Here is a 21,212-nt window from a genome sequence, read left to right on the forward strand (position 1 = left end):
GTTTGCTTTTCTGTGTGACGTTTCCATGAATCCTCCTGTGGCGCATCCGGTCAATGACGCGGTTCGTCTCTCCGTCGATTGCATGGGTGGTGACCACGGTCCGTCAGTCACCTTGCCGGCCTGCCGAGCATTTCTAAATGCGCACCCGCAGGCGCAGTTGATCCTCGTCGGCAAGGCCGACGCGCTCGCCGAGGCGGCGCAGTGGGAGCGCTGTACCGTTGTTGCGGCCAGTGAAGTCGTCGAGATGGACGACCCCATCGAAGTGGCGTTGCGCAAGAAGAAGGACTCTTCCTTGCGCGTGGCGCTGAGCCAGCTCAAGGCCGGGCCCGACGGCCAGGCGCCGAAGGCGCACGTGTGCGTGTCGGCCGGCAACACCGGCGCCTTGATGGCCGTTGCCCGCTACCTGCTCAAGACGATGGAAGGCATCGATCGCCCCGCGATTGCCACGGTGATGCCCAACGAGCGCGATGGCTTCACGACCGTCCTCGACCTGGGGGCGAATGTCGATTGCTCGCCCGAGCATCTGCTGCAGTTCGCCGTGATGGGCAGTGCGCTCGTGTCTGCCGTTGAAGGCAAGGACAACCCGACCGTGGGCCTGCTCAACATCGGCGAAGAAGTCATCAAGGGCAGCGAAACCATCAAGAAGGCCGGTGAGTTGCTCCGTGCTGCGGCCGAGGGCGATCACATCAACTTCTACGGCAACGTCGAGGGCAACGACATCTTCAAGGGCACGACCGACATCGTCGTGTGCGACGGCTTTGTCGGCAACGTGGCGCTCAAGACTGCTGAAGGCCTGATTGCCACGCTGGTCGGCTTCATCAAGCAGGAATTCAGTCGCAACCTCTTCACCAAGATGGCGGCGGTGGCGGCATTGCCCGTCCTCAACAGCCTCAAGCGGCGCATCGACCCCCGGCGATTCAATGGCGCGGCGCTGTTGGGCCTGCGTGGGCTCGTCTTCAAGAGCCATGGGTCGGCCGACGCCTTCGCCTTCGAGGGGGCCCTCAATCGGGCTTATGATGCGGCCCGCAATTGTTTGCTTGACCGGGTGCACGACCAGATTCAAGAGACGCTCCAGGCGATGCCCCCGGGCCTCACCGCTGAGGAGTCTGCGAATTCCGGTGACGCCGCCCTCGCTGCATGACCTCACCTCTTTCTGCCGGCTATTCACGCATCGCGGGCACTGGCAGTTTCCTGCCGCCCAAGCGCGTGAGCAACGCCGACCTCGCCGCCCGCCTGGCGGGCCAGGGCATCGAGACGTCCGACGACTGGATCATCGCCCGCACGGGCATCCATGCACGCCACTTCGCCGACGCTGACGTCGCCTGCAGCGACCTTGCCGTCGAAGCCGCACGCAACGCGCTCGTCGCGGCCAAGGTGGATGCGTCGGAAGTCGATCTCATCATCCTCGCCACGTCGACGCCCGACATGGTGTTCCCGTCGACCGCCTGCATCGTGCAACGCAAGCTGGGCATCCAGGGCTGTGCGGCCTTTGACGTGCAAGCCGTTTGTTCGGGCTTCGTCTACGCCTTGACCATCGCCGACTCGATGATCCGCACCGGCGCCGCGCGCAAGGCGCTGATCATCGGCTCGGAAGTGTTTTCCCGCCTGCTCGACTTCACCGACCGCACGACCTGCGTGCTCTTCGGCGATGGTGCCGGCGCCGTCGTGCTCGAGGCGAGCGATACGCCAGGCATTCTGGCGTCCGAACTGCATGCCGATGGCCGTCATGTCGACATCCTCTGCACGCCTGGCGCTGTCTCGAACGGCCAGGTGATGGGCGTGCCATTCCTCAAGATGGACGGCCAGGCGGTGTTCAAGCTGGCGGTCGGGGTGCTGGAAGATGTGGCCCGCTCGGTGCTGCAAAAGGCTCAGCGCGAGGCGTCCGACATCGACTGGCTGATCCCGCACCAAGCCAACATCCGCATCATGCATGGCACGGCCAAGAAGCTGAAGCTGCCATTGGAGAAGGTCATCGTCACCGTTGACGAGCATGGCAACACGTCGGCGGCCTCGATCCCGCTGGCAATGGATGCGGGCGTGCGCTCGGGGTCCATCAAGCGCGGCGACACGCTGATGCTTGAAGGTGTGGGTGGCGGCTTCACCTGGGGCGCCGTGCTGCTGGATTTCTGAGCCACGGCTCGAGGCGGGCCGCTGAATGCGGCCGCAGACAACCGACAAAGAAGGCGTTGTGATGACTCCGTTTGCTTTTGTGTTTCCGGGGCAAGGTTCGCAGTCCGTGGGCATGCTCAATGCCTGGGGCGGCCACGCCGCCGTGCGTGACACGCTCGCTGAGGCTTCCGAGGTGCTCGGCGAAGACGTCGCCGGCATCATCCGGGCCGGGCCGAAAGAAACGCTCGACCTGACCACCAACACCCAGCCCTACATGCTGACCGCTGGTGTGGCGTGCTACCGCGCCTGGCTGGCCGAAACGGGCGCACAGCCAGCCGTGGTGGCGGGGCATTCGTTGGGCGAGTACAGCGCCCTCGTGGCCGCGGGGAGTTTGACCCTGGCACAGGCGTTGCCACTGGTGCGCTTCCGTGCCCAGGCGATGCAGCAAGCGGTGCCAGTGGGGCAGGGTGGCATGGCCGCCATCCTCGGCCTGGACGCCGCACAAGTCATCGAAGGCTGCGCCGAAGTCACCGCCGAAGTCGGCCAGCCGGTGGAAGCTGCCAACTTCAACGACCCCAAGCAGACGGTCATCGCCGGCACCAAGGCCGCAGTCGACCGCGCCTGTGAGGTGCTCAAGGCCAAGGGCGCGAAGCGCGCCTTGCCGCTTGCGGTGTCCGCACCGTTTCATTCCAGCCTGATGAAGCCGGCCGGGGAGCAACTGAAGTCGCGCTTGGCCGACACCGCGCTGGCAGTCCCGCAGATTCCGCTGATCAACAACATCGACGTCGCTGTGCAGACCGAACCGGCGGCAATCCGCGAAGCGCTGTACCGCCAGTCGTTTGGCGCGGTGCGCTGGGTCGAGACGATCCAGGCCATCCGGGCTCGCGGCATTTCGCACATCGTCGAATGCGGCCCGGGCAAGGTGCTGGCTGGCATGGTCAAGCGAATCGACGCCGAGGCCACTGGCCTTGCGATGTACGACCCGGCCACCCTGGCTGAAGTGAAAGGGGCGCTGGCATGAGCGAGTTTCAATTCGCTGGGCAGGTGGCGCTGGTCACCGGCGCGTCACGCGGCATCGGCCGGGCGATTGCGGTGCAGCTGGCATCGCAGGGCCTGAAGGTGATCGGCACGGCCACCACCGATGCTGGCGCACAGGCCATCACCGAGGGCTTGGCGGGCCATGCCGGCAGCCGCGGCATCTGTCTCAACGTGAACGACGGCCAGGCGCTCGAGGCGGCCATCGAGACCATCGTCAAGGAGCACGGCGCCTTGCATGTGCTCGTCAACAACGCAGGCATCACCCGCGACATGCTGTCGATGCGCATGAAAGACGAAGACTGGGACGCGGTGATCGACACCAACCTCAAGGCCGTCTTCCGTGCCAGCCGCGCGGTCACCAAACCGATGATGAAGCAGCGTTATGGCCGCATCATCAACATCACGAGCGTGGTCGGTGCCAGCGGCAACCCAGGCCAGGCCAACTACGCCGCGGCCAAGGCCGGCGTGGCCGGCATGACCCGATCGCTCGCGCGGGAATTGGGCAGCCGCGGCATCACGGTCAACTGTGTCGCGCCGGGCTTCATCGAGACCGACATGACCAAGAAGCTGTCGGAGCAGCAGACCAACGCCCTGATGACGCAAATCCCGCTCGGCCGTCTGGGCCAGGCCTCGGACATCGCTAACGCCGTCGCGTTTCTCGCCTCGCCGCAAGCCGGCTACATCACCGGCACCGAACTGCACGTCAACGGCGGCATGTTCATGAACTGAGCGCCACGCCTTTCGACCAAATCACCCCGGTTTCTTGCCCGCCGGATGTGCCTTGGGTGTGTCTTAGAGCACCCACCCTACAGGCCGTAGAATCTCGGGCTGTTTACGTAAACCCTCCTGGAGGAGTCATGAGCGATATCGAAGCACGTGTGAAGAAGATCATTGCCGAACAACTCGGCGTGCCTGAGGCCGATGTGTCCAATGAAAAGGCTTTCGTGGCCGACCTGGGCGCGGACTCGCTTGACACGGTGGAACTGGTGATGGCGCTGGAAGACGAATTCGGCATCGAGATCCCCGACGAAGAAGCCGAGAAGATCACCACCGTCCAGCTGGCGATCGATTACGCGCTGAAGCACCAGAAGGCCTGATTCGTCCCGGAGCTGTATCCATGTCACGTCGCCGCGTCGTCATCACCGGCCTCGGGCTCATCAGCCCCGTGGGCAACACGGTGGAAGAGGGCTGGGCCAATCTCGTGGCCGGCAAGTCCGGCATCGACACGATCACGAGGTTCGATGCCTCGGGCTTCAGCTGCCAGTTCGCCGGCGAGGTGAAGGGCTTCAAGGTCGAGGATTACATCCCCGGCAAGGAAGCTCGCCACATGGACACCTTCATCCACTACGGCATCGCGGCCTCGGCGCAGGCGATCCAGGATGCGGGGCTTCCCACGGGTGACCAGCTCACCGAAGAGCAGGCCGAGCGCATCGGCTGCCTCGTGGGCTCGGGCATCGGCGGCCTGCCGATGATCGAAGAGACGCACGGCGAATACACCAGCCGCGGGCCGCGTCGCATCTCGCCGTTCTTCGTGCCGGCCTCGATCATCAACATGATCTCGGGCCATGTGTCGATCCGCTTCGGCTTCACCGGGCCGAACCTTGCGATCGTCACGGCGTGCACGACCGGGCTGCATTCCATCGGCCAGGCCGCACGCCTCATCGAGTACGGCGATGCCGACGTCATGATCGCCGGCGGCTCGGAGTCGACCATCTCGCCGCTGGGCATCGGCGGCTTCACGGCACCGCGTGCCTTGTCGTCGCGCAACGACGATCCGAAGACGGCTTCTCGCCCATGGGACAAGGACCGTGACGGTTTTGTCCTTGGTGAAGGGGCGGGTGTGCTGGTGCTCGAAGAGTACGAACACGCCAAGAAGCGCGGCGCCAAGATCTACGCCGAACTGGCCGGTTTCGGCATGGGCGCCGACGCGTACCACATGACCGCGCCCAACGTGGACGGCCCCAAGCGCTCCATCCGCGCCGCGCTGCGCAATGCCGGCATCGATGGCAGCCAGGTGCAATATCTCAACGCGCACGGCACGTCCACGCCGCTCGGCGACGTGAACGAAACCAACGCGATCAAGCTCGCGTTCGGCGACCACGCGAAGAAGCTGGTCGTCAACTCGACCAAATCCATGACCGGCCACTTGCTGGGCGGCGCGGGCGGCATCGAGTCGGTGTTCACCACGCTGGCCGTGCAGCGCCAGATCTCGCCGCCGACCATCAACATCTTCAACCAGGATCCGGAGTGCGACCTGGACTACTGCGCCAACACCGCGCGGGACCTGAAGATCGAGTACGCCGTGAAGAACAACTTCGGCTTCGGCGGAACCAACGGCACGCTGGTGTTCAAGCGCATCTGAGCACCCCGTCGCGATCCGGCTTCGGCGCCGCCCGTCATGCATGCGCCCCCACCGTTCCAGATCACCGTGTGCCGGTTCGGTGTGTGGCGTGCCGCGTGCGCCAGTCTTGTTGTGATCGCCTGGGCGCTGACGGTCGCCTGGGCGTCGAGTGCTTGGGGTGCCCATCCGGCGTGGCTCGCGCTCACCCTGCTGGTGCTCGCCGTGGCGACTGGCAGCTTGTGGCTGCAAGCTTGGCGGCTCGCGCCGATGAGCTTGCGGTGGGATGGTCAACTTTGGCACCTCGGCCCACAGGACACGATGGGCCAGGAACCGCTCGCGGGCCGAGTGGACGTGGCCGTGGACCTCGGTGGGTGCATCCTGCTGCGTTTCACGGCCGAAGGCGCTCGGCGCGGGCGATGGTTGCCGGTGCAGCGCCGAGGGCACGAGCTGGCGTGGCACCCCCTGCGGGCTACGGTATATTGCGCGCGGTCTGTCTCTCCGCCTGCCGCCGCATCGTTTTGAACCTCTCCGATGACCGCCACTGACGCCGATGCACCGCTGATCGAACGCGTCAAGCAAGGCGACGTGAAGGCGTTCGAGATGCTGGTCGTGAAGTACCAGCGGCGCATCGAGCGCCTGATCGGTCGCATGGTGCGAGACGTCGATCTTGTGCCCGACATCGCCCAGGAAACCTTCATCCGCGCCTACCGGGCGATCCCGCAGTTCCGTGGTGAGAGTGCGTTCTACACCTGGCTGTACCGCATCGCCGTGAACACCGCCAAGAAGGCGCTGGTCGACCTCAAACGCGACCCGATCGTGACGGAATCCGCACGATCTGCGCGCGACGAAGAGGACGAAACTTCCCGCGTTGAATCCGAACTAAGCCACGGCGAAACCCCGGATGCAATGCTGGCGAGCAAGGAAATTGCCGCCGCCGTCAATGCCTCCATCGAAGCGCTGTCCGAGGACTTGCGGCAGGCCATCACGCTGCGCGAAATCGAAGGGCTCAGCTATGAAGAGATCGCTGAGGTGATGAATTGCCCGATCGGCACGGTTCGGTCGCGGATCTTTCGCGCGCGCGAAGCGATTGCCCAGCGCTTGCGGCCTTTGCTCGACACCCGAGAGGGTGAGCGCTGGTAGCGCCCTGGCATGACGATGGTTTTGAGAGTTGGAGGTTGTGATGTCTCAACGGTCTGAAGCTGAAAGGCTCGCGACGGAAGAAGATTTGTCGGCGTTGATGGATGGCGAGTTGGACTCGTCCGCCGTCGCCGGTGCGTGCCGCGCCTGGCGCGACGATGCGCGACTGCGCAGCCAGTGGCACGTGCATCACCTCATCGGCGACGTGATGCGCTCCGAGGATCTGGTTTCAGATGCGAAGCGCGATGCCCGGTTTCTGGAAGCCCTGCGCTCGCGCTTGGCCGAGGAGCCCGTGGTGCTGGCGCCTTCGGGCGCTGCCACTGTGGCGGTCTCGGTGCCGGCCCGGGTACGCCGTTCGTGGATGGCGCCCGCAGCGGTCGCCGCAGGTTTTGCGGTGGTGGCGGGGACCTTGGTCGTCACGCAGATGGCAGGCGGGCTGGGCTCGCGCGACGTGGGCGCCGAACAGGCGCTTGCGCAGGCCACGACGTCGGTGCAGGCGGTCGCCTTGAGCGACAAGCCTGCGTCGGGCGTCAGCGAAATGCCCAACGCGGTGATCAACGGTCAGTTGGTGCGCGATGCACGCCTTGACGAATATCTTGCAGCCCACAAGAAGTTTGGTGGCAGCTCGCTTCCTGGGGGGCCGTCCGGCTTCCTGCGCAACGCTTCCGTCGAAGTGCCAGCGCGCTGACCCGCCATGCTGTTTCGCCTGCCTGCGTTCGTTGTCGTCTGTGCCGCCGCTGCTTCTCTCCCGCTGGCCCATGCGCAAAGCGCGCTGGCAAGCGGTGACCCGCTTGTCGAAGCGCGCGAGACACGGGCTTGGCTGACCCGCATCCAAGACGCCGCCAACAAGCGCAATTTTGTGGGCACCGTGGTGTTCAGCGCCGGTGGCACCGTCGCCAGCACGCGCATCGCGCACTACGGCGAAGGCCGGGATCAGTTCGAGCGCATCGACTCACTCGATGGACAGGTGCGCAGCGTGTACCGGCACAACGACTTGGTTCACACGGTGTGGCCGCAGCGCCGCGTCGCCGTGGTCGAGCAGCGCGATCAGATGAGTTCCTTCCCTGGGCTGCTGCAGGCCGGCCACGACCGGGTGCAGGAGTTCTACGACCTCAAGCCGATCGCCGTCGAGCGTGTCGCCGGGCATGAAGCCAATGTGTTGCTGCTGAAGCCTCGCGACAAGCTGCGCTTCGGCTATCGGCTCTGGGCCGAGAAGGCGTCTGGCCTGTTGCTGCGGGCCGAGGTGCTGGGCGAGCGTGGCGAGGTGCTGGAGTCATCCGCCTTTTCCGAGGTGTCGATCGGTGTGCGGGCCCAGCCCGAGAACGTGATGCAGGCCGTCAAGAAGCTCGACGGCTACAAGGTCATCAAGCAGCACCAGCAGTCGACCCGACCGGAAGGCGAGGGCTGGACGCTCAAGGCGTCGGTGCCCGGCTTCAAGCTCGTGAGCTGCGTGAAACGCCAACTCGACATTCCGGGGCCCGCGTCAGGAACTGGCGAGCAGGCCTTGCAGACCGTCTACTCCGACGGGTTGACCTACGTTTCCATCTTCATCGAACCCTACAGTGCGGAGCGTCATCTGAAGCCCATCGTGACGGCCATCGGCGCGACCCAGACCATGATGCGCCGGGACGGCGATTGGTGGATCACGGCGATGGGCGATGTGCCGGCGGGCACTTTGCGGCAGTTCGCAAACGGGTTCGAACGCAAGAAGTAGTCTCTCGATGGGCAGCATGGCCGTGGTGGCTTGTGCTGGAGAAGGGTTGATTCGGGGAGTTTCCATGCGGTGCAGCATTTCGATGGCGAACGCGCGTTCGTGGCAGCAGCTTGGGCGGTCGATCGCCCTGGGGGTCTTCATCTCGCTCGGCGTGGGGCTTGCACCGCAGCTCGGGCATGCGCAGGCCAGGGAGTTGCCTGACTTCGCCGACCTGGTGGAGCGGGTGGGCCCGGCCGTGGTCAACATCCGCACCACTGAGCGGGCTGCCGAAGGGCCGCGGTCACCGTTTCGGCGCCGGTCTCCGTCGCTTCAAGGCAGCGACGAGGTGCCGCGCGGCGAAGGCTCGGGCTTCATCATCAGCGGCGATGGTTTCGTGCTGACCAACGCGCATGTTGTCGAGGGGGCCAACGAGGTCTACGTGACCCTGACCGACAAGCGCGAGTTCAGGGCCAAGATCATCGGCGCCGATGAGCGCACCGACGTGGCGCTGGTCAAGATCGAGGCGACCAGCCTGCCGGTGCTGCGCATCGGCGACGCAAACCGCCTGCGGGTGGGCGAATGGGTGGTGGCCATCGGCTCGCCCTTCGGCCTGGAAAACAGCGTGACGGCGGGCATCGTCAGCGCGAAGCAGCGCGAGACCGGGTCTGATATCCCTCTGATCCAGACCGACGTGGCCGTGAACCCCGGCAACTCCGGCGGGCCGCTGATCAACATCCGCGGTGAGGCGGTGGGCATCAACTCGCAGATCCTGAGTCCGGTCGGCAGCTTCATCGGCATCTCGTTTGCGATCCCGATCGATGAGGCGATGCGCATTGCCGATCAGCTCAAGACGGGAGGGCGCGTGGTGCGGGGCTACCTTGGCATCCTGCCGACGGATGTGCCTCGCGAGATGGCCGAGGAGTACGGCCTGTCCAAGGGCAAGGCCAAGGGGGCCTTCGTGCGGCAGGTGGTGGCCGGTGGGCCTGCAGAGAAGGCCGGCATTCAGCCCGGTGACGTCGTGCTCTCCGTGAATGGCAAGCCGATCGATGGTGCCGTTGATTTGCGCCGCACTTTGGGCGCCATCAAGCCGGGGTCGACCGTCACGCTGCAGATCAACCGTCGTGGCAAGCCGATGGAGTTCAAGCCGGCGTTGGGTGAGATGAGCCCGCAGGTGGCGACGCCCGAACGCCCCGAGCCTGAGCCCCGCGGCTCGAGTGCCGGAGGCAAGCCATGGGGCCTGACGGTTGCCAATCTCACCGAAGCGGAACGACAAGCTGCGCGTGGCGTGTCGGGTGTGCGTGTGAGCGCGGTCACGGGTGGTGCCGAGGCCGTCGGTCTGCGAGCGGGCGATGTCATCCTGGCCGTGGGAACCACGGATGTGGCCGACCTCAAGCAGTTCGAGGCGGTCGTGGCCAGGTTCGACAAGACGAAGTCCTTGCCGGTCACGGTATTGCGCGGCGAGTGGGCGCAGTTCCTTCGGATCCCGGCTTCGAAGTGACGCCTCGCGAAAGCCGACCAAGGTCGAGGGGCATCGGAGAAGAAATTTTTTTGTGCGTCGGTGAAGAGATCAGTCGAAATTGGTGTGCGCACACTTACGGCGTTTATTCCTCCACCCTCGGCATAGAATCCGGTTTTGGCGGGGGCGTTTATCGCTGCCTGAGGCAATGACTCTGGCAGCCAAAAACTATCCCCAAGCTGCCCACAACACTTTGTGGATAAATTGTGCATAGATTTCCGTGTTGGAACCCTGCAACGAGAACAAATCCAGCAATGGCGCGGTTTCCAGCGGGGTGCTTTTGGCTACAATGAAGGCCCAACAAGCAGTTGCCATACGTTTTGTTGGAAGGCGCGTCACTCATTCGACGTGCCTTTTTTTTAGCCTCTTCTTGTTCAGCGCGAGACACTTTCGCGCCACCTTCCCACTCACGATCGATCGCTCGTCGCAACTGTTTGGTTGTCGATCACGAGCGGTTCGAGCACTGAGCGCTTCCCATGGATCACATCCGTAATTTCTCCATCATTGCCCACATCGACCACGGCAAGTCGACACTCGCCGACCGCCTCATTCAGCGCTGCGGCGGCCTGAGTGACCGCGAGATGGAGGCCCAGGTGCTGGATTCGATGGACATCGAACGCGAGCGCGGCATCACCATCAAGGCGCAGACCGCCGCCCTGACGTACACCGCGCGAGACGGCAAGACCTACCAACTCAACCTGATCGACACCCCGGGCCACGTCGACTTCTCATATGAAGTGAGCCGCTCGCTCTCGGCCTGCGAAGGCGCGCTGCTGGTGGTGGATGCCAGCCAGGGGGTGGAAGCCCAGACGGTGGCCAACTGCTACACCGCCCTCGACCTGGGCGTTGAAGTGGTGCCGGTGCTGAACAAGATGGACCTGCCGCAGGCGGACCCCGAGCGCGCCAAGGCCGAGATCGAAGACGTGATCGGCATTGATGCCGAGCACGCCATCCCTTGCAGTGCCAAGACCGGCGAGGGCATTGACGACATCCTGGAAGCGGTGATCGCCCGCATGCCGGCCCCGCGCGGCAAGGCCGATGCGCCGCTGCGCGCCATGATCATCGACTCCTGGTTCGACAACTACGTTGGCGTCGTGATGCTGGTGCGCGTGGTCGACGGCGAACTCAAGAAGGGCGAGCGCTTCAAGATGATGGCGACCGAGGCGGCGTATGCGGCCGAGCAGCTGGGCGTCTTCACGCCGAAGTCGGTTTCGCGCGATGCCTTGAAGGCTGGCGAAGTCGGCTTCGTGATCGCCGGCATCAAGGAACTGCAGCATGCCAAGGTCGGCGACACCCTCACGATCGAGAAGAAGCTGCCGAACAACCTGGGGCCGGCCACCGAAGCGCTGCCGGGCTTCAAGGAGATTCAGCCCCAGGTTTTCGCCGGCCTCTATCCCACCGAGGCGAGCGAATACGACCAGCTCCGCGACGCCCTGGAAAAGCTGAAGCTCAACGATTCCTCGTTGCGCTACGAGCCCGAGGTGTCGCAGGCGCTGGGCTTCGGCTTCCGCTGCGGGTTCCTGGGGCTACTGCACATGGAGATCGTGCAGGAGCGGCTGGAGCGCGAGTTCGACCAGGACCTCATCACCACGGCCCCGTCGGTCGTCTATGAGGTCGAACTCAACAGCGGCGAGGTGCTCAAGGTCGAGAACCCCTCCAAGATGCCCGACCTCGGTCGCATCCGCGAGATCCGTGAGCCGATCGTGACGGTGCACCTGTACATGCCGCAGGACTACGTCGGCCCGGTCATGACGCTGGCCAACCTCAAGCGCGGCACGCAGATCAACATGGCGTACCACGGCCGTCAGGTGATGCTCACCTACGAGATGCCGCTGGCGGAGATCGTGCTCGACTTCTTCGACAAGCTGAAGAGCGTGTCGCGCGGCTACGCGTCGATGGACTACGAGTTCAAGGAGTACCGCGGCTCCGATGTCGTGAAGGTCGACATCCTGCTCAATGGCGACAAGGTCGACGCGTTGTCGATCATCGTGCACCGCGCGCAGAGCCAGTTCCGAAGTCGCGCCGTCGTCGCCAAGATGCGCGAGCTCATTTCCCGTCAGCAGTACGACGTGGCGGTGCAGGCTGCTATCGGGGCCAACATCATTGCGCGTGAGACAATCAAAGCCCTGCGCAAGAACGTCATCGCCAAGTGCTACGGCGGCGACATCACCCGCAAGCGCAAGTTGCTCGAGAAACAAAAGGCCGGCAAGAAACGCATGAAGCAGATCGGCTCTGTCGAAGTGCCGCAGGAAGCGTTTCTCGCCATCCTCCAAGTGGACGATTGATGGGTTCTCTCACAGGTTTGCTGTATGCGTGCCTCGCCGTTTATCTGGGAGGCTGGTATCTGGGCAAGTGGACGGGCAACTTCTCGCTGCTGCTCTTCATCCTCACCTTGGTGACGCTGGCGTACTGGCTGGCCGAGCGCTTCCATTTCGCCCCGGCGCGCGCCAAGGCGGCACGCACCCTCGAGCAGCAGGACCAGGCTCGCCGCGAAGAGCTGGCAAGCAAAGGCATCGCCAAGGTCGATGGCGACATCGCCCCGGCGCGCGAAGCCTTGTTGATGCAGCCGTGGTGGCTCGATTGGACGGCCGGGCTCTTCCCGGTGATCCTGATCGTGTTCCTGTTGCGCTCGTTCCTTTTCGAGCCTTTCAAGATCCCGTCGGGCTCCATGGTCCCGACGCTCCTGGTGGGCGACCTGATCCTCGTCAACAAGTACCACTACGGCGTGCGCCTGCCCGTCATCAACAAGAAGATCATCGAGCTGAACAAGCCCGAGCGTGGTGACGTGATGGTGTTCCGCTACCCGGCCAACCCCAGCATCGACTACATCAAGCGTGTGGTCGGTGTGCCGGGCGACGAGGTGTCGTACCGGAATCAGCGGCTCTATTTGAATGGCCAGCAGGTCGAGACGACGGCGTTGCCCGAGTTCTACGACGACGACAGCACGCGCTACTTCAAGCAGTACAGCGAAAAGCTCGGCTCGGTTGAGCACAACATCCTGGTCGATGTGCAACGGCCTTCTTACATCCGCCCGACGGACCCGTTCCCCTACAAGGAAAACTGCAGCTACAGTGCCGAGGGAGTGACGTGCAAGGTGCCGGCCGGCCACTATTTCATGATGGGCGACAACCGAGACAACTCCGAAGATTCGCGCTTCTGGGGCTTCGTGCCCGACGAGAACATCGTCGGCAAGGCCTTTTTTGTGTGGATGAATTTCGGTAACCTCCGCCGCATCGGCTCATTCCATTGACCACGCCAACACGAGGAGCAAGAGGCCATGACCGTTGAACATCGCACGCTGCGTTCGCAACGCGGCATCACGCTGTTCGGCTTGCTGTTCTGGGCCATCGTGATCGGCTTCGTGGCGTTGCTCGGCCTGCGTGTGCTGCCCACCGTCAACGAATACTTCACCATCAAGCGTGCGGTCGAGCAGATCGCTGCGAGCGGGCAAACCACCGTGCCCGAGATCCGCGCGGCTTTCGACAAGCAGCAGCAGATCGAGTATTCGATCCAGTCCATCACCAGCAAGGACCTCGAGATCACGAAGGTCAACGAGAAGGTGGTGATCAGCTTTGCCTACGGCAAGGAGATCGAGATCATGAGCCCGGTCTACCTGCTCATCAAATACGAAGGACGGTCGAAGTAGGCCGCGTGCCGCCTGCTTTGTCCGATGTACCGTGGACGCCCGTCTCACCGCACTGCAACAACGCCTGGGTCACCGGTTTGCACAGCCTGAGCTCCTGAGCCGGGCGGTCACGCACCGCAGCTTCGGGGCCGATCACAACGAGCGGCTCGAGTTTCTCGGCGATGCGGTCCTGAGCTTGGCGGTCAGCGCGCTGCTGTTCGAGCGTTTCGGCATGTCTGACGAAGGGGACCTCACGCGCGTGCGGGCCCACCTGGTCCGTGAAGACACCCTCCACCGCGTGGCCCTCTCGCTTGGCCTGCCCGAAGTGCTGCGCCTGAGCGAAGGCGAGGCCCGCGGCGGCGGTGCGCAGCGGGCGTCCATCCTGGCCGACGCGCTCGAAGCCATCATCGGCGCTACCTTTCTCGACGGCGGTTTCGAACCCGCCCAGGCCCTCGTGCAGCGACTCTTCGGCGAGGTCATCCTCAACACCGACATCGACAGCTGGACGAAAGACGCCAAGACCGAACTGCAGGAATGGCTGCAGGCCCGCCGCCTGCCCGTGCCGACCTACCGCATCCTGAACACCCGTGGCCAGGCCCACGCGCAGACCTTCGAAGTCGAGTGCGCCGTGCCGGCCCTGAGCCTCACCGAGACGGGTGAAGGCCGCTCGCGCCGCATGGCCGAGCAGGAAGCGGCCCGCCGCATGCTCGTCACGCTGAAGGCCAGCGACGACAAACCCGGCAGCGCCCTGCGCTCCTGATGGCATGACCGACGAACCCGAAGACAGCCCGCAGCGCTGCGGCCTCGTCGCCATCGTCGGCCGGCCCAACGTGGGCAAGTCCACGTTGCTCAATGCGCTCGTCGGCCAGAAGGTGAGCATCACCTCGGCCAAGGCCCAGACCACCCGCCACCGCATCACCGGCATCCGCACGGTGGGTGTGACCCAGTTCGTGTTCGTCGACACCCCCGGCTTCCAGACGCGCCACAGCGCCGCCCTCAACCGCACGCTCAACCGCACGGTGCAAGGTGTGCTGTTCGACGTCGACGTGGTGCTCTTCGTTGTCGAAGCCGGGCGCTTCGGCCTCGACGATGCCAAGGTGCTGGCGCTGCTGCCGCCTGGCAAGCCGGCCATCCTCGTGGCCAACAAGCTCGATGCCGTGCACCGCCGCGCCGAGCTCGTGCCCTGGCTCAAGGGCATGCAGGACCGCCATGCCTTCGCCGAGTTCGTGCCGCTGTCGGCCAAGAAAGAGGCCGACGTGAAGCGCCTGCTCGACATCGTGCAGCCCTACTTGCCCGAGCAGCCCTGGTTCTACGAAGAAGACGCACTCACCGACCGCAGTGACCGTTTCCTCGCGAGCGAACTCATCCGCGAGAAGCTCTTCCGCCTGACAGGTGACGAGCTGCCCTACGCCTCGACCGTCGTCATCGACAAGTTCGAGGAAGAGGGCAACCTGCGCCGCATCGCCGCCACCATCGTCGTCGAGCGCGACGCTCACAAGGGCATGGTGATCGGCCACGAGGGCGAGCGCCTGAAGCGCATCGGCTCCGAAGCCCGACAGGAGCTCGAGCACCTGATGGGTGCCAAGGTCTTCCTGGAGCTGTGGGTGAAGGTGCGCTCCGGCTGGGCCGACAACGAAGAGCACCTGCGCAGCTACGGCTACGAGTGAGCCGGATGGCCACGCGCGCCACGCGCCCTGCGACCCAGCTCGCCGCCTTCGTGCTGCACCACTACGACTGGAGTGAATCCAGTCTGATCCTCGACCTCTTCACCCGCGAGCAGGGGCGGCAGGCCGTCGTCGCCAAGGGTGCGAAGCGGCCGTACTCGCAGATGCGCGCCGTGCTGCTGCCCTTCCAGCGACTGCAGGTCTCGCTGGGCAAGCCGCCCAAGGCGGAAGCGGGCGAGGGGGCCGGCGAGGTGCAGACCCTGCGCGCCGCCGAATGGGCTGGCGGCCAGGCCATGCTCACCGGCGCGGCGCTCTTCAGCGGCTTCTACCTCAACGAGTTGCTGATGAAGCTGCTGGCGCGTGGCGACCCGCACCCTGCCCTCTTCGACCTCTACGCCCAGACCCTGCCGGCCCTCGCGTCCGCCGACGAGAACGACACCCAGGCGGCCTTGCGCGCCTTCGAGGTGCTGCTGCTGAAGGCCATCGGCCTGCTGCCCGACCTGGGTCTCGTGACGCTGACGCAGGAGGACATCCGGCTCGACCAGCACTACGCCATTCGCTCCGAAGCCGGTGTCACGGCGCCACGGGCCGGCGATGCCGCCCTGTCGGGGCCGCAGTTGATCGGCCTGCAGGCTGCGCTGGAACACGGCAGCCTCGCCGCGCTGCAACAGGCCTGTGCCCCTGCGCTGCCCGAGCTCAAGGCCATCTTGCGCGGCCTGCTTCACTATCATCTCGGCTCGCCCGTGTTGCGCACCCGCCAGGTGATGCTCGACGTTCAGTCTCTTGACCGCCAGCTCGATCGATAGCCCCACATGAACCCCCTGCTCACCAGCGGTCTCGATGCGCACCGAGGCCTCACCGCCCTGTCGGTCAACGTGAACCTGGTCGCGCAGATCCGCAATCGCCGCCCGCTGCCGTTCCCGAGCGTGACGGGGCTGTCGACGACCGCCCTGGAGGCCGGCGCCCAAGGCATCACGATCCACCCCCGGCCCGACCAGCGCCACATTCGGACGCACGATGTCTTCGACCTCGCCGAGCTGATGACGAAGTGGCCGCAGGCCGAGTTCAACATCGAAGGCAACCCGCTGCACAACCTGATGGACCTGCTGCGGCAGCTCGCCGCGCAAGGCCGCGCGCCGCAGCAATGCACCTTCGTGCCCGACAGCGAAAGCCAGCCGACTTCCGACCACGGCTGGCGTTTCCCGGAAGACGCCGCGACCCTGAAGCCGCTCATTGCCGAAGCCAAGTCGCTCGGCATCCGCGTCAGCCTCTTCATGGACCCGCTGCCCGAGATGATGGCCGCCGTGCGCGACGTGGGGGCCGACCGGGTCGAGCTCTACACCGAGTCGTATGCGCGCGCGCACGGCACGCCCGAGCAGGCTCAGGTGCTCGCGCGCTTCGCCGCCACAGCCGAGGCCGCGCTGCGCGTGGGCCTCGGCATCAATGCCGGCCACGACCTCAATCGCACCAATCTCGCCGATTTCCTGCGCGCCGTGCCCGGTGTGCAGGAGGTGTCGATCGGCCATGCGCTGATCGCCGACACGCTCGAACTCGGCATGTCCGAAACCGTGCGCGCCTACCTGCGCTGCATCCACGCTGCTGCTGCCCCATGACATCACATGCTCCCGTCGTGCTCGACGTTGCCGGCACCACCCTCAACGACGACGACCGTCGCCGCCTCCGACACCCGCTGACGGGCGGCCTGATCTTCTTTGCCCGCAACTGGCAGAGCCGCCAGCAGCTCACCGAGCTGGCGGCCGAGATCAAGTCCATCCGGCCCGACGTGCTCATCAGCGTCGACCACGAAGGCGGGCGCGTGCAGCGCTTCCGCACCGACGGCTTCACCCACCTGCCGCCGATGCGCGCCTTGGGCGAGCTGTGGATGCGCGATGCGCTCACGGCCACCGATGCGGCGACTGCCGCCGGCTACGTGCTCGGTGCCGAGCTGCGCAGCTGCGGCGTCGACCTGAGCTTCACGCCCGTGCTCGACCTCGACCACGGCGGCTCCAGCGTCATCGGCGACCGTGCCTTCCACCGCGACGCGCGCGTGACCACGATGCTGGCCAAGAGCCTGATGCACGGGCTGCTGCAAGCGGGCATGGCCAACTGCGGCAAGCACTTCCCGGGGCACGGCTTCGTCAAGGGCGACAGTCACACCGAGGTGCCGGTCGACAAGCGATCGCTGAAGGCCATCCTCGCCGACGACGCCAAACCCTACGAATGGCTCAGCACCAGCCTCACGAGCGTGATGCCGGCGCACGTGATCTACCCCAAGGTCGACGACCACCCGGCCGGTTTCTCGCCGCGCTGGCTGAAGGAGATCCTGCGCCAGCAGCTCGGTTTCACCGGCGCGATCTTCAGCGACGACCTCAGCATGGAAGGCGCCAAGGTCGCGGGCTCCGCCGTCGACGGCGCAGTGGCCGCGCTGCAAGCGGGCTGCGACATGGTGCTCTTGTGCAACCAGTCGCTCGACGGCGGCCATGCGGTCGACGAACTGCTCGATGGCCTGCAGGCGGCGGCCGAGCAGGGCCAGTGGGCGCCTGATGCGGACAGCGAGATGCGCCGGCTCCGTCTTCTGCCGCAGTCCGCGCCGCTGACCTGGGACGAGCTGATGCACGACCCCGTCTACCAGCGCGCGCTGGAGCGCCTGCCCTGATCCATTGCCACTGACAAAAGAAAAAGGGCGCACCGCGGTGCGCCCTTTTCATTGGAGCCGGCCCGATCAGGCAGACGGCTGGGAGGGCGTCTGCGACTCGAAGGGGAGGCGGATCTGGGACAGGTCCTTGCGCGTCTCCACCAGCACCAGCGGGCCTTCGTCGATCTGCACCACCGGCTTGATCTCGCGCGGCACGTGCACAGGCTTGGGCTCGCGTGCCATCGCCTCCTGCACCGCGCGGATCTTGTCGGCGTCGGAGTTCACCCATTGCAGGCCGGCCGACTCGGCGACGGACTGCAGCTGCTGGGTGTTGAGCACGTAGGGCTCGACGACCGCCGCGGCAGCGGCCGAGGCCACCACCGGCTCCGGCTCGTTGGCGAGCGCTTCGACGACGGGTGCGATGGCTGCAGCAGCAGCCTCTGCCGTGATGGCCTGCGGCTCGGTTGCCGGCGCAAGCGCGGCTTCTGTCGGCACTGCGGTGGACAGCGTGGCCGCTTCCGCATCAGCGGTGATCGGCTCCGAGCCGCCTTCGGCTGCCGCGGCGCCTTCACCGGTTTCTTCACGGCGCTGGCGATCACGCCCGCCGCGACCACGGCGACGACGGCCGCCTTCGCGTTCACCTCGCTCCTGGCCCTCGCCTTGCGGCGCGCCTTCTGCATCGGCCGTCAGGGCTTCGCCCGACGCGTCGGGTGCCGGTTCCGGTGACAGCGCGCTTTGCGACTCGTCCCCAGCGACGGCATCCGTCACCTCGGTGTTGCGGGCCTCGTCACGGTCACGTCCACGGCCGCCACGGCGGCGACGGCGGCCCTGGCGCTCGCCCTGGGCTTCACTGCCCGGGCCTTCGGCGGCATCGCCGGGTACGGTGTCGACGAAGGCGCGGGCCTGTGCGTCTTCGCTGCCGGCGACGGCTTCAACGGGCGCTGGGCGGGGTTGTCCACCACGGCGCTGGTCGCGGCGGTGGTCGTTGCGGGCCTCGGCGCCTTCTTCACCCGCCTCGGGGCGGCGGCCGCCCTCGGCCTGGGCTTCTTCCGGACGCTCGCTGCGCTCGTTGCGACGACCGCGGTTGCCGCGCTCACCACGCTCGTTGCGCTCACCGCGCTGTTCGGAACGTTCACCACGCTCACCCCCGCGCTCGCCACGCTCGGCGCTGCGCTCACCGCGCTCGCTACGTTCTCCGCGACGCCCGTCTCGGCCACCACGGCCGCCTCGGTTGTTGCGGTCACCGCGGCCTTCACGGCGTTGTTCGCTGCTCGCGTCGGCGGCAGGTGCCGCCGGGGCGGGCGCTGCGGCCGGCGTGCTGTCCGCGCCGCCGAAGAGTTTCTTCACCCAGGCGAAGAAGCCACCACCGGAAGCCGCCGGCGGGGCGGGGGCCACCGGGGCCGGCGCGGGCACCGGTGCGGCCGCCACTGGCTCGGGCTTGGGCGGTGCAATCGGCGCGGCCGTGTCGGGCAAGATGCCCTTGATCACCGGCTCCTGCTTGGCCTTGGCCTTCTCGCGGCGCGTGATGGCGACCTCGTCGTCCGGCTCCTCGATCATCGAGTAGCTGACCTGCAGGTTTTCCAGGCGCGGATCATCGTGACGCAGGCGCTCGAGCTTGTAGTTGGGCGTCTCGAGGTGCTTGTTGGGCACGAGCAGCACGGTCACGCGCTGCTTGAGTTCGATCTTGGTGATCTCGGGGCGCTTCTCGTTCAGCAGGAACGAGGTCACCTCCACCGGCACCTGCACATGCACGGCGGCGGTGTTGTCCTTCATGGCCTCTTCCTGGACCATGCGCAGGATCTGCAGCGCCGACGATTCGGTGTCGCGGATGTGGCCGGTGCCGTTGCAGCGCGGGCAGGTGATGTGGCTGCCTTCGCTGAGCGCCGGGCGCAGGCGCTGGCGGCTCAGCTCCAGCAGGCCGAACTTGCTGATCGACGAGAACTGCACACGCGCGCGGTCTTGCCGCAGCGCGTCGCGCAGGCGGCTCTCCACCTCGCGGCGGTTCTTCGACTCTTCCATGTCGATGAAGTCGACGACGATCAGGCCGCCCAGGTCGCGCAGGCGCATCTGGCGCGCGATCTCATCGGCGGCTTCGAGGTTGGTGCGGGTGGCAGTCTCTTCGATGTCGGAGCCGCGCGTGGAGCGCGCGGAGTTCACGTCGACCGACACGAGGGCTTCGGTGTGGTCGATCACGATGGCGCCGCCCGAGGGCAGGTTCACGGTGCGCGAGAACGCGGTCTCGATCTGGTGCTCGATCTGGAAGCGGCTGAACAGCGGCGCATCGTCGCGGTAGCGCTTCACCTTCGGTGCGGCCTCCGGCATGACGTGCGTCATGAACTGGTGGGCCTGTTCGTAGATGTCGTCGGTGTCGATCAGGATCTCGCCGATGTCGGCGGTGAAGTAGTCGCGGATCGCGCGGATCACGAGCGACGACTCCTGGTAGATCAGGAAGGCACCCTTGCCCTCTTTGGACGCAGCGTCGATCGCGGTCCAGAGCTTGAGCATGTAGTTCAGGTCCCACTGCAGCTCGGGCGCGGTGCGGCCGATGCCGGCGGTGCGGGCGATCAGGCTCATGCCCTTGGGGTACTCGAGCTGGTCGAGGTTTTCCTTCAGCTCTTCGCGGTCTTCGCCCTCGATGCGGCGCGACACACCACCGCCGCGCGGGTTGTTGGGCATCAGCACCAGGTAGCGGCCGGCCAGCGAGACGAAGGTGGTGAGCGCCGCGCCCTTGTTGCCGCGCTCTTCCTTCTCGACCTGCACCAGCAGGGAGTCGCCTTCCTTGATGGCGTCCTGGATGCGTGCGTTGCGCACGTCGGTGCCGTCGCGGAAGTAGTTCTTCGAGATTTCCTTGAAGGGCAGGAAGCCGTGGCGCTCTTCGCCGTAGTCGACGAAACAGGCTTCGAGCGAGGGCTCGACGCGGGTCACGACCGCCTTGTAGATGTTGCCCTTGCGTTGCTCGCGGCCTTCGATTTCGGTCTCGAAGTCCATGAGCTTCTGGCCATCGACGATGGCCAGGCGACGTTCTTCTTGCTGCGTCGCGTTGATCAGCATGCGTTTCATGTGCGCTCCTACGCTGCGCTGCCACCAGCAGGTGGTCAGGTGCAGCTCATCCAACACGTCACCACCGGGAAGACCCGAGGGCGACTCTTCGATGCACGAGGAACGTGAATGAACCGGAAGGAATCGCCCTGGACTGCGGTGACGTTGGCCGATCAGCGAAAGATCGGTGGCCCGTCAGGCAGCGTTGGCGCGTGCGTGGCAGTGGGCAAAGGGCAGGGCCGTGAGGCATGGGGTGTGCGCCATTCGGCCACGGCGCTGCCGGCGCGACATTTGCGCAAGGGCAGCGTGGGGTGGGAGATGGGGCACGTCATCCGCTTTGATCACTGGACGCGGGCCAGAGCCTTGCACGTGAGGCCGGCGCGGTGCGCGTCGGCGAGTTGCTTGTCTCTGGCTT

General features: G+C 65.8%; 19 protein-coding genes. 18 read left to right on the forward strand and 1 reads right to left on the reverse strand.

Going from position 1 to position 21,212, the window contains the following annotated elements; all coding sequences use genetic code 11:
- The first annotated feature begins 25 nt into the window (after positions 1 to 25).
- From plsX to nagZ, 18 genes are all read left to right on the forward strand, one after another.
- On the forward strand, positions 26 to 1,141 hold the full coding sequence (gene plsX, locus RXV79_RS05245; protein ID WP_316702420.1) for a phosphate acyltransferase PlsX: 1,116 nt from the start codon (positions 26 to 28) through the stop codon (positions 1,139 to 1,141).
- Positions 1,138 to 2,130, forward strand: coding sequence for a beta-ketoacyl-ACP synthase III (locus RXV79_RS05250; RefSeq protein ID WP_316702421.1), 993 nt, complete (start codon positions 1,138 to 1,140; stop codon positions 2,128 to 2,130). Before plsX ends, RXV79_RS05250 begins: the two co-directional genes overlap by 4 nt.
- A gap of 61 nt (positions 2,131 to 2,191) precedes the next feature.
- Positions 2,192 to 3,130 carry an ACP S-malonyltransferase gene (gene fabD, locus RXV79_RS05255; RefSeq protein WP_316703987.1) on the forward strand — a complete coding sequence of 313 codons (939 nt, stop codon included), beginning with the start codon at positions 2,192 to 2,194 and terminating at the stop codon, positions 3,128 to 3,130.
- Entirely contained in the window at positions 3,127 to 3,876 is a 750-nt protein-coding gene (gene fabG, locus RXV79_RS05260) for a 3-oxoacyl-ACP reductase FabG (protein ID WP_316702422.1), read from the forward strand. Before fabD ends, fabG begins: the two co-directional genes overlap by 4 nt.
- Before the next feature lie 128 nt (positions 3,877 to 4,004).
- The gene (gene acpP, locus RXV79_RS05265; protein WP_201805636.1) at positions 4,005 to 4,244 is read left to right on the forward strand and encodes an acyl carrier protein; all 240 of its coding nucleotides are present in this window, start codon (positions 4,005 to 4,007) and stop codon (positions 4,242 to 4,244) included.
- A gap of 20 nt (positions 4,245 to 4,264) precedes the next feature.
- On the forward strand, positions 4,265 to 5,509 hold the full coding sequence (gene fabF, locus RXV79_RS05270) for a beta-ketoacyl-ACP synthase II (protein WP_316702423.1): 1,245 nt from the start codon (positions 4,265 to 4,267) through the stop codon (positions 5,507 to 5,509).
- 510 nt (positions 5,510 to 6,019) lie between these two features.
- Complete coding sequence (gene rpoE / locus RXV79_RS05275) at positions 6,020 to 6,628, forward strand: RNA polymerase sigma factor RpoE (RefSeq protein ID WP_201805631.1); 609 nt, start codon at positions 6,020 to 6,022, stop codon at positions 6,626 to 6,628.
- Positions 6,629 to 6,668: 40 nt separating this feature from the next.
- Positions 6,669 to 7,313: a sigma-E factor negative regulatory protein gene (locus RXV79_RS05280; protein ID WP_316702424.1), complete on the forward strand. Its 645-nt coding sequence runs from the start codon at positions 6,669 to 6,671 to the stop codon at positions 7,311 to 7,313.
- Between the two features lie 6 nt (positions 7,314 to 7,319).
- Entirely contained in the window at positions 7,320 to 8,339 is a 1,020-nt protein-coding gene (locus tag RXV79_RS05285; RefSeq protein WP_316702425.1) for a MucB/RseB C-terminal domain-containing protein, read from the forward strand.
- Positions 8,340 to 8,346: 7 nt separating this feature from the next.
- Entirely contained in the window at positions 8,347 to 9,816 is a 1,470-nt protein-coding gene (locus RXV79_RS05290; protein WP_316702426.1) for a Do family serine endopeptidase, read from the forward strand.
- Positions 9,817 to 10,310: 494 nt separating this feature from the next.
- Positions 10,311 to 12,119, forward strand: a complete 1,809-nt coding sequence (gene lepA / locus RXV79_RS05295) for a translation elongation factor 4 (protein WP_316702427.1) — start codon at positions 10,311 to 10,313, stop codon at positions 12,117 to 12,119.
- Positions 12,119 to 13,084, forward strand: a complete 966-nt coding sequence (lepB, locus tag RXV79_RS05300) for a signal peptidase I (protein WP_316702428.1) — start codon at positions 12,119 to 12,121, stop codon at positions 13,082 to 13,084. The genes lepA and lepB overlap by 1 nt, the downstream gene beginning before the upstream one ends.
- A gap of 27 nt (positions 13,085 to 13,111) precedes the next feature.
- Complete coding sequence (locus RXV79_RS05305) at positions 13,112 to 13,480, forward strand: DUF4845 domain-containing protein (RefSeq protein ID WP_316702429.1); 369 nt, start codon at positions 13,112 to 13,114, stop codon at positions 13,478 to 13,480.
- A gap of 31 nt (positions 13,481 to 13,511) precedes the next feature.
- On the forward strand, positions 13,512 to 14,219 hold the full coding sequence (rnc, locus tag RXV79_RS05310; protein ID WP_316702430.1) for a ribonuclease III: 708 nt from the start codon (positions 13,512 to 13,514) through the stop codon (positions 14,217 to 14,219).
- A 4-nt stretch (positions 14,220 to 14,223) separates the two neighbouring features.
- Complete coding sequence (gene era / locus RXV79_RS05315; RefSeq protein ID WP_316702431.1) at positions 14,224 to 15,126, forward strand: GTPase Era; 903 nt, start codon at positions 14,224 to 14,226, stop codon at positions 15,124 to 15,126.
- Between the two features lie 5 nt (positions 15,127 to 15,131).
- Positions 15,132 to 15,929: a DNA repair protein RecO gene (gene recO / locus RXV79_RS05320; protein ID WP_316702432.1), complete on the forward strand. Its 798-nt coding sequence runs from the start codon at positions 15,132 to 15,134 to the stop codon at positions 15,927 to 15,929.
- Between the two features lie 6 nt (positions 15,930 to 15,935).
- Complete coding sequence (locus RXV79_RS05325; RefSeq protein ID WP_316702433.1) at positions 15,936 to 16,736, forward strand: pyridoxine 5'-phosphate synthase; 801 nt, start codon at positions 15,936 to 15,938, stop codon at positions 16,734 to 16,736.
- Positions 16,733 to 17,779, forward strand: coding sequence for a beta-N-acetylhexosaminidase (gene nagZ / locus RXV79_RS05330; RefSeq protein WP_316702434.1), 1,047 nt, complete (start codon positions 16,733 to 16,735; stop codon positions 17,777 to 17,779). Before RXV79_RS05325 ends, nagZ begins: the two co-directional genes overlap by 4 nt.
- A gap of 66 nt (positions 17,780 to 17,845) precedes the next feature.
- On the opposite strand, the gene RXV79_RS05335 is transcribed toward nagZ, so the two are convergent.
- Positions 17,846 to 20,818, reverse strand: a complete 2,973-nt coding sequence (locus tag RXV79_RS05335; protein ID WP_316702435.1) for an Rne/Rng family ribonuclease — start codon at positions 20,816 to 20,818, stop codon at positions 17,846 to 17,848.
- Positions 20,819 to 21,212: the final 394 nt, after the last annotated feature.

It is taken from the genome of Piscinibacter gummiphilus, from assembly GCF_032681285.1.
GTDB lineage: Bacteria > Pseudomonadota > Gammaproteobacteria > Burkholderiales > Burkholderiaceae_C > Rhizobacter > Rhizobacter gummiphilus_A.

Bases quoted from the DNA above. Each gene is read 5' to 3' on its own strand.
- plsX (WP_316702420.1), top strand. From the start codon at position 26: ATGAATCCTCCTGTGGCGCATCCGGTCAATGACGCGGTTCGTCTCTCC.
- RXV79_RS05250 (WP_316702421.1), top strand. From the start codon at position 1,138: ATGACCTCACCTCTTTCTGCCGGCTATTCACGCATCGCGGGCACTGGC.
- fabD (WP_316703987.1), top strand. From the start codon at position 2,192: ATGACTCCGTTTGCTTTTGTGTTTCCGGGGCAAGGTTCGCAGTCCGTG.
- fabG (WP_316702422.1), top strand. From the start codon at position 3,127: ATGAGCGAGTTTCAATTCGCTGGGCAGGTGGCGCTGGTCACCGGCGCG.
- acpP (WP_201805636.1), top strand. From the start codon at position 4,005: ATGAGCGATATCGAAGCACGTGTGAAGAAGATCATTGCCGAACAACTC.
- fabF (WP_316702423.1), top strand. From the start codon at position 4,265: ATGTCACGTCGCCGCGTCGTCATCACCGGCCTCGGGCTCATCAGCCCC.
- rpoE (WP_201805631.1), top strand. From the start codon at position 6,020: ATGACCGCCACTGACGCCGATGCACCGCTGATCGAACGCGTCAAGCAA.
- RXV79_RS05280 (WP_316702424.1), top strand. From the start codon at position 6,669: ATGTCTCAACGGTCTGAAGCTGAAAGGCTCGCGACGGAAGAAGATTTG.
- RXV79_RS05285 (WP_316702425.1), top strand. From the start codon at position 7,320: ATGCTGTTTCGCCTGCCTGCGTTCGTTGTCGTCTGTGCCGCCGCTGCT.
- RXV79_RS05290 (WP_316702426.1), top strand. From the start codon at position 8,347: ATGGGCAGCATGGCCGTGGTGGCTTGTGCTGGAGAAGGGTTGATTCGG.
- lepA (WP_316702427.1), top strand. From the start codon at position 10,311: ATGGATCACATCCGTAATTTCTCCATCATTGCCCACATCGACCACGGC.
- lepB (WP_316702428.1), top strand. From the start codon at position 12,119: ATGGGTTCTCTCACAGGTTTGCTGTATGCGTGCCTCGCCGTTTATCTG.
- RXV79_RS05305 (WP_316702429.1), top strand. From the start codon at position 13,112: ATGACCGTTGAACATCGCACGCTGCGTTCGCAACGCGGCATCACGCTG.
- era (WP_316702431.1), top strand. From the start codon at position 14,224: ATGACCGACGAACCCGAAGACAGCCCGCAGCGCTGCGGCCTCGTCGCC.
- recO (WP_316702432.1), top strand. From the start codon at position 15,132: ATGGCCACGCGCGCCACGCGCCCTGCGACCCAGCTCGCCGCCTTCGTG.
- RXV79_RS05325 (WP_316702433.1), top strand. From the start codon at position 15,936: ATGAACCCCCTGCTCACCAGCGGTCTCGATGCGCACCGAGGCCTCACC.
- nagZ (WP_316702434.1), top strand. From the start codon at position 16,733: ATGACATCACATGCTCCCGTCGTGCTCGACGTTGCCGGCACCACCCTC.
- RXV79_RS05335 (WP_316702435.1), bottom strand. From the start codon at position 20,818: ATGAAACGCATGCTGATCAACGCGACGCAGCAAGAAGAACGTCGCCTG.